The sequence below is a fragment of the Anaerobiospirillum succiniciproducens DSM 6400 genome (assembly GCF_000482845.1).
Taxonomy (GTDB): domain Bacteria; phylum Pseudomonadota; class Gammaproteobacteria; order Enterobacterales; family Succinivibrionaceae; genus Anaerobiospirillum; species Anaerobiospirillum succiniciproducens.
The window spans coordinates 1-8,198 of record NZ_AXWV01000105.1 but is presented as its reverse complement, the minus strand read 5'-3'; the positions used below and the strand labels follow the sequence as shown (position 1 = coordinate 8,198).

Sequence of the window (8,198 nt, the reverse complement as noted above, 5' to 3'; positions counted from 1 at the left end):
ATGGCGATCGTTTTATCGGCGTTGACGGGGTTGTGCTACAGGCTGACGAAAATGCTGCTCAGAACATTCTAGACAGATTCTACGATACCGAAATTTCAAGGTACACCAAGAAGGAAGAGGTAAAGAGAATTCTGCTAGAACGTCTCTCCGGTGCAACTGGGCATCAATAGGCTCTAGTTGCGACATAGGTAGTGAGGATACTAACCACCTATGCCGTCAACAGAGTGCGGATAAGTCCAATAAGGATGTTTAACTTTGAACAACTTTTTTGGAACAGAGTTCAAAGGATTCAGCTTAGTAGTACAAAGCTTAAGCACATTAAGTTTTGCACTAGTCAGGCCTGAAGTTGTTTTTGCAAATGCAGGGGCATCTGCAAGTTTTGGAGATAAGTCATGACTTTTGATGAGATTAAGCAACTCATTGATGAGCATAACGTTCAGTATGCTGATTTGCGCTTTACCAACACCAAGGGTAAAGAGCAGCATATCACCTTACCAATCCACTTAATCACCGAGTCATTCTTCAGTGATGGAAAGCTCTTTGACGGTTCCTCCATGCCGGGCTGGTGCACCATTAACAAGTCTGACATGCTCTTGATGCCAATTGATGGTCCTGTATTTTTAGATCCTTTCTTCAAGGTTCCAACCATCATCATCCGTTGCGACATTCTTGATCCAACCACTTTAGCTGGTTATGAGAAGGATCCACGCTCTATTGCTCGTCGTGCTGAAAACTTCATGCGCTCTGAGGGTATCGCTGATGAGGCTTTCTTAGGCCCTGAGCTTGAGTTCTACATGTTTGATGGCATCCGCTTCAAGCACGACATGTCTGGCTGCATGTACCAGATCGAAGACTACGAGGCAGCTTGGAACTCTGACAAAGAATATACCGATCGTCCTAACTTAGGCCACCGTCCTATGGTTCAGGGTGGCTACTTCCCTGTTCCTCCAGTTGATTCTTCACAGGACATCCGTACTCAGATGTGCGATGTTTTAAAGAAGTTCGACATCGAGCCTGAGGCACACCACCACGAGGTTGGTACTGCAGGTCAAAACGAGATTGCTACTAAGTACAACTCTTTAACTAAAAAGGCTGACGAAGTTATGAACTACAAGTATGTAGTTCATAACGTTGCTAACCTGAACAACAAGACTGTAACCTTCATGCCTAAGCCAATGAAGGGTGAGGCTGGTTCTGGTATGCACTGCCACATGTCTCTTAGCAAGGATGGCAAGAACCTCTTTGCTGGCAACCTCTACGGCGGTCTGTCACAGGAAGCTTTATGGTTCATCGGCGGTATCATTAAGCACGCTAAGTCCTTAAATGCTTTCACCAACGCTTCAACTAACTCTTACAAGCGTTTAGTACCTCACTTCGAGGCTCCAGTATTATTAGCTTACTCAGCTTCTAACCGCTCAGCAGCTATTCGTATTCCTCATGCAGTTAACCCAAGCACTGCTCACATTGAGGTTCGTTTCCCAGACTGTCTGTGCAACCCATACCTTTGCTTTGCTGCCTTAACCATGGCTGGCTTAGACGGTATCATCAACCGCATCGAGCCGGGCGATCCACTCGATAAGAACCTCTACGACTTACCACCTGAGGAGTTAACCGGTATTCCTACCGTTGCTGACTCATTAGGCGAGGCTTTAGAGGCTCTTAAGGCTGACCACGAGTACCTCCTTGCTGGTGGCGTATTCACTGAGGAAGCTATTCAGTCATACATCGAGCTTAAGGCTCAAGAAGTATCCTTAGTCCGCGATACTCCACACCCAGCTGAGTTCAGCCTCTACTACAGCCTCTAATTATTAATCGGCAAGTATTCTTTCAATCAGTACTCGCCTTTATCTAGAAGCTAAAAAAGCAGCGTTAGTTATCTTGCGCTGCTTTTTTGTTTTTAGGCCTCCATATCGCCTTACAAGCGCCATCAAACATGCGCGTAGGCTGTGCATCAATGCAGCATCTTGAGCATTGTGATGCTTAAAAACATACAAGAGATTTCAAAAACCATAATAAGATGCTTCTCTGATGCTTTTAGATCGCGAAAGTGGCCTTAAATAAGCTTTTCTAGGTTAGAATATGCACACTATATTTACTGCAGTCCTGCACTAAAGAAAACTAAGTAAGCGCTTAATCTATGCTTATGCATCAGCACATTACTTTAACAGTATTGAGCTCTTAGTTTAGTTAATTAAGCTAACTAAGCTTGATACATATAGCAGCACTAAGTAATCGATCTTTTAGGAACTAACAGGAGAGTCGCGCCGGAGCTTTCATCAGGCCTCTAAAAGCGTCTGTAATTAACACAGCAAACAAAGCGCACATTGTTGTGCATCTTTACTTGCAGTTTGGTTACAGGGCAAAGCTATCATCAGGCTTGGCGCGCAATTTTAAAACATGACATCACAACGTTCCATGCTGGTAACCTCAGCTCTGCCGTATGCAAACGGACCAATTCACTTAGGCCATATGCTTGAGCATATACAGTCGGACATCTTTGTTCGCTACCACCGCGCCAAGGGTGATCAGGTCTACTACGTTTGTGCCGATGACTGCCATGGCACCCCAATTATGATCAAGGCAGGCGACATGGGCATTACCCCTGAGGAGCTTATTACTCAGGTCGGTTTAGCTCATAAAGCCGATTTCGATGGCTTCTTGATCTCATACGACAACTACTACCGCACCCATTCTCCAGAAAACCAAGAGTTCTCTACTGAGATCTACAAGAAGCTGCGTGATAATGGTTTTATTACCACTCGTACTATCTCTCAGCTTTATGATCCTGAGAAGAACATGTTCCTGCCAGATCGCTTTGTTAAGGGTACTTGCCCACGCTGCGGTGCCAAGGATCAGTACGGCGATAACTGCGAAGTATGCTCTGCTACTTATGATCCTACTGATCTTAAGGACGCTTACTCCTCAATTTCAGGTGCTAAGCCAGTCTTAAAGGACTCTGTACACTACTTCTTTGATCTGCCTAAGTTCAATGATTTCCTCAAGGATTTCATCCAAAACTCAGGTGCTGTCTCAGAGAGCATGGCTAACAAGCTCAACGAGTGGTTTGAGCAAGGCTTAAAGCAATGGGATATCTCTCGTGATGCACCATACTTTGGCTTCCAAATCCCAGATACTGAAGACAAGTACTTCTACGTATGGCTCGATGCTCCTATCGGCTATATGGCATCCTTTAAGAACTTCTGTGATAAGAACGGCGTAAACTTCGACGATTTCTTTAAGGCAGATAGCGATAAAGAGCTCTACCACTTTATCGGTAAGGACATTTTATACTTCCACTCATTATTCTGGCCTGCAACCTTAAAGGGTTCTGGTTACCGCCTGCCAAATGGCGTGTTCGTACACGGCTATGTAACCGTTAACGGCACCAAGATGTCCAAGTCCAAGGGCACCTTCATTCAGGCTTCAACCTACTTAAAGCACTTAAAGCCAGAATGCTTACGTTACTACTTTGCCTCTAAGCTCACTGATGAGGCTGTAGATATCGATCTGTCCTTAGATGACTTCCAGGCTAAGATCAACTCAGATATCGTAGGTAAGATCGTTAACCTCGCCTCTCGTTGCGCTGGCTTCATCACCAAGCGCTTTGAGGGCAAGTTAGCAGCAGAGCCTTTTGACAATGAGCTTATGGAAAAGCTCGGTTCTATTGCTGAGACTGTAAATAAGGGCTATGCATCTCGCAATTACGCTGATGCTATCCGTGCAGTTATGTCTCTTGCCGATGAGGCTAACCGCTACATCGACCGCGAGGCTCCATGGGTAATTGCCAAGGAAGAAGGTCAAGATGATAAGCTGCAGCGCGTTTGCACCGATGGTCTGAACGCATTTAAGGCTATCATCACCTACTTAAGCCCAGTTCTTCCCGAGATCGCTGATAAGGCTCGTGAGTTCTTAAACACCGATTTAGCTTTTGATGATGCAGCTAAGCCATTACTTGGCCACACCATCAACAAGTTCAGCCCAATGTTCACTCGTATCGATCCTAAGAACATTGAAGCTATGATCGAAGATAGCAAGCAAGACTTAAAGGATGCTGCATCTAAGAGCGCAAAGGCTGACGACAAGGCTAAGGCCAAGGACGGTGCTGAATCAGGCGCATCTGAGTATGAGCCTCTTGAGAGCGAAATCACCATCGACGACTTTGCCAAGATCGACTTACGTGTTGCCACTATCATCAAGGCTGAGCAAGTTGAAGGCGCGAAGAAGTTACTGCGCTTAGAGTTAGACTTAGGCTTTGAGCAGCGCCAGGTCTTTGCCGGCATTAAGTCTGCCTACAAGGATGCCGATGCTTTAGTTGGTCGCCAGGTTATCGTGGTTGCTAACTTAAAGGCTCGCCAGATGAAGTTTGGTCTGTCTCAGGGCATGGTAATGGCTGCAGGCCCAGGCGGTGAGGATATCTTCTTACTCTCCCCAGACTCTGGTGCAAAGAATGGCGATCGCGTCCACTAATAATTAGCTAACTCGCCTAGCTTCAGCCAAGCTAACCCACATAGCTTGAGCTTAGCTAGCCCATCTGCTTGAGCTTAGCTAAGCTCGACTCACAAGCCCGCAACGACCACAGTCCTTGCGGGCTTTATCATCTTAACAATAACAAAATCACCATCTAAGCACTCTCAACTCAATCAGCCACTGCTAAGCACTTTCCCAAATGAGCACCTGCACTCTATGTAAGCATGCTAAAAGCTATCAGTAGCACTTAAGCCTTGTTCTATAAGGATAAGATAGCTCACGAGCTTGATATGATCTTGTCGAGCACAATTGCTTATGAGTAAAATATTGGGCATTAAAAAAGTTATAACACTGTGCTTTTTTCTCAGAACTGAATGCCAACGCTTCTGACTTTTTACGCCACAGGAATCAAGCAAATTCAGTTTGGAGAAATTAATGGGACATCCTGACAATAGTCTGACCTCAAAGCTTTTAATGCTCTTTAAGCTTGCCGCTCCAATTGTCTTAGGCAACTTTGCTTATGCATTTCTTGGTATTACCGACATTATGATGTCTGGTTTAGCAGGAACTTCAGATCAGGCTGGTGTTGCCATTGGCGGCTCTTTCTTTATCCCGTCCATTACTTTTATTATCGGCATGATCTCAGCTACCCATCCTGTGATCTCGCGTCACTGTGGAGCGGGTAAGAAGCATTTAATTCCATATGATCATGCTCATGCGGTATTAGCCTCGTTTATTGTTGGCTGCATTATCAGCCTTATCTTGCTCTATCTTGCTTACTTTGTCATTGAGATGGACTCAGACAAACGCATGGAGCAAACCGCGATTGATTACGTTATCTACATCGCTTATAGCATGCCGGTATTTGCGCTCAACAACTCAGCTCGTGCCTTTGCCGAGGCTATGGGTAACACTAGAGCAACACTGTACTTTGGTGTGTTAGCGGTGGTCTTAAATATCCCGCTTAACTATATCTTTATCTTTGGTGAGTATGGCATGCCTGAGCTTGGTGGTGCTGGCTGTGGCCTTGCATCTATGCTCTCGATTTTTATCTCTTGCGTCGTTATCTACGCATACCTGATGCTCCATCCAAAGCTTAAAGATTACCATTGCCTTAAAAATAAGGATGGCATTAGCAAGCAAGCATTATTAAGCTTCTTTAAGCTCTCACTGCCTCTGGGCATTTCAACATCGGTTGAGGCCTCATGCTTTTCTTTAATTGCCATCATCTTAAGCCCACTTGGCTCAACACAAGTATCAGCTCATTCCATTACCATGTCGCTGACTAACTTTGTGTTTAATATTCCGCTGTCATTGGGTATCGCCACAGCGATTATGGTGGGATATGCCATTGGTCAAAATAACCTTGAGTCGCTCAAGATGAATATCAAGGCAGCCTACGCCTCGACGATTTTCACTATTGTAGTAAGCGTGAGCATTCTGCTGCTCGGTAGCCATGCCCTGCCAGCACTCTTTAGTGATGATCCTGAGGTATTGGCATTAGCCACAGCTTTAATGTTCTTTTCAGCCTTTAACCAATGTTTTGAGAGCATTCAGACCATTCAAGCCTTCATCTTGCGTGGTTTTAAAGACACAACCACCATCTTGATCGTCACTTTCATTGCCTTTTACTGCGTTGCTCTGCCAATTGGCTATAGCCTCTGCTATGGCTATATCACACTGCCATTTGACAGCTTCTTTGCCCAAACCGGACTTAAAGGCCCACGTGGCTTCTGGATTGGTCTTCTGTGCGGACTCATTGCTGCAGCTGTGCTCTATCGCTTCCGTGTAATCTACCATTACCGCAAGCTCAAAGACGCAGCTCTTCACGGCCACCGCCTAACCTAACATCAGTTAGCAAATTATCAAAAGCTATAGTTAAGGTTAATGCGGCCTAAAACCCGCAAACCCAATTATGACAAAGGCAGCTTACGCTGCCTTTTTCATATCAATTAGCCCCCAACGCTTGTCAACACTCTTTTCTCTAGCCCCAAATAAATAAGGCCGCTATGGAAAGCGGCCCTAAAAGATATGAGATATGAGAAAACTAAACTTTTATTAGCGACCTATTAACCGCCAAGTAAGCTAAGAGCTACGGTAGGACGCTGGTTAGCCTGAGACAGAATTGTCTGAGAGGCCTGCTGAATAATCTGGTTCTGAGTTAAAGCTGCAGTCTCAGATGCAAAGTCAGTATCACGAATACGGCTGCGTGCATCTGACTCATTCTCTGCAATGGAGCTCTGATTGCGAATGGTGCTTTCCATACGATTTTGTATTGCGCCTAGGGCCGCACGCTTAGAATCTACAGCCTCAATCATCTTATCGATGTTTGCTAAAGTTGCCTGAGCAAAGCTTGCTTGGCATACTACCCAACGTACAGTGTTATTTTCTTCTAAGAGACCAGATTTGGTAAGATCTGCTTTTTGCTTAGCTTCTACATTACCCATTGCAGCAATGCCACTCAAGTGAAATCCTCTTGACATGGCAAGTGTAATCATGTCTTGTGAATTAGCGCCGACCTGGAAGAAATACTCGCCCTTAGCATTCTTTAATGTGTCAACATTTGGAGCACCTTTACTCATAAGTACATGAGCTCCTGCAAATGTTGTTTTTTGGCCAATACGAGTGATCTCTTGGCAAAGAGAGTTAACCTCTTCTTGCAGAGCTTTACGATCTTTAGCAGTATTGGTACCGTTAGCAGCCTGAACAGCTAAAGTACGGATACGCTGTAGCATGTTTGTAGTTTCGTCTAACGCACCTTCGATGGTCTGAGCTAAGGCAATACCGTCGTTAGCATTACGATTTCCCTGATTTAAGCCATTTATCTGGGAGGTTAAACGATCGGCGATCTGGAGGCCAGCTGCGTCATCTTTAGAGCTGTTGATGCGAAGACCAGATGATAAACGCTGATAAGAGGTGTTTAATGCAAGAGTGGAGTTAGCGAGCTTACGCTGTGCGTTAATGGAGCTCACGTTAGTGTTAACGTATAAAGCCATATTTCTCTCCTTATCGATTATCAGTAGAGAGATGCCTTACAAGCTCAATCTCCACCATGTAATACATGCAATCTATGTATTCGTAAAGGGCAGTGCATGCCGCTTACGAATAAACAGTCTGCAAAAATTCTTTCTCAAATAAGGCCGTTATGGCGGACGGCCTTAAGCGATATGAGAAAACTTAACTTTTAGTTGCGACCTATTAACCGCCGAGTAAGCTTAAAGCTACGGTAGGACGCTGGTTAGCCTGAGATAGAATGGTCTGAGAGGCTTGCTGAATAATCTGGTTCTGAGTTAAAGCTGCAGTCTCAGATGCAAAGTCAGTGTCGCGAATACGGCTGCGAGCATCAGACTCATTCTCAGCAATGGAGCTCTGGTTGCGGATGGTGCTTTCCATACGATTTTGGATCATAGCTGCGACATCTTAGCTGCTTAAAATAACCCGAATAGTGTAATATTTTTATACGTATTATAACTTCTATCGACGCTTATAATGTTGTATCTAGGATTTTGAAAATTTAGATATAGGTCGCAAAAATCTACATTCACTGCACCAAAACGGTGATTTTGTAAAATTGGGGCTTGCGTAGAGGATGGTAGTTGGTGATCATTAAAATTGGCGCTTTTTAGAAAGCTAATTTTAACTAACTAGAGTAGATGCTTTGTAGGTAAGTCAGATTTGACTGTTTTTAGGTAGGCACATTTATCATGTGATAGCTATTTAATTACAGGCAA

The 8,198-nt window shown here is 44.6% G+C and carries 4 protein-coding genes and 1 pseudogene; 3 read left to right on the top strand and 2 right to left on the bottom strand.

Annotated features, from left to right (window positions below; translation table 11 throughout):
• Positions 1-392: 392 nt before the first annotated feature.
• The 3 genes from glnA to H524_RS0111300 all read left to right on the top strand — a co-directional run bounded on the left by glnA (position 393) and on the right by H524_RS0111300 (position 6,315).
• Positions 393-1,805 (top strand): type I glutamate--ammonia ligase, encoded by a 1,413-nt coding sequence (gene glnA, locus H524_RS0111310; RefSeq protein ID WP_027940284.1) that lies wholly within the window; start codon positions 393-395, stop codon positions 1,803-1,805.
• Positions 1,806-2,397: 592 nt separating this feature from the next.
• Positions 2,398-4,467 (top strand): methionine--tRNA ligase, encoded by a 2,070-nt coding sequence (gene metG, locus H524_RS0111305; protein WP_027940283.1) that lies wholly within the window; start codon positions 2,398-2,400, stop codon positions 4,465-4,467.
• A gap of 435 nt (positions 4,468-4,902) precedes the next feature.
• Positions 4,903-6,315 carry an MATE family efflux transporter gene (locus tag H524_RS0111300; RefSeq protein WP_027940282.1) on the top strand — a complete coding sequence of 471 codons (1,413 nt, stop codon included), beginning with the start codon at positions 4,903-4,905 and terminating at the stop codon, positions 6,313-6,315.
• Positions 6,316-6,536: 221 nt separating this feature from the next.
• Here the strand turns inward: H524_RS0111300 and H524_RS0111295 are convergent, their stop codons facing one another.
• Positions 6,537-7,463, bottom strand: a complete 927-nt coding sequence (locus H524_RS0111295) for a flagellin N-terminal helical domain-containing protein (RefSeq protein ID WP_027940281.1) — start codon at positions 7,461-7,463, stop codon at positions 6,537-6,539.
• Positions 7,464-7,665: 202 nt separating this feature from the next.
• A pseudogene (locus H524_RS0111290) lies at positions 7,666-7,872 on the bottom strand (flagellin); the annotation flags it as partial.
• Between the last annotated feature and the right edge of the window lie 326 nt (positions 7,873-8,198).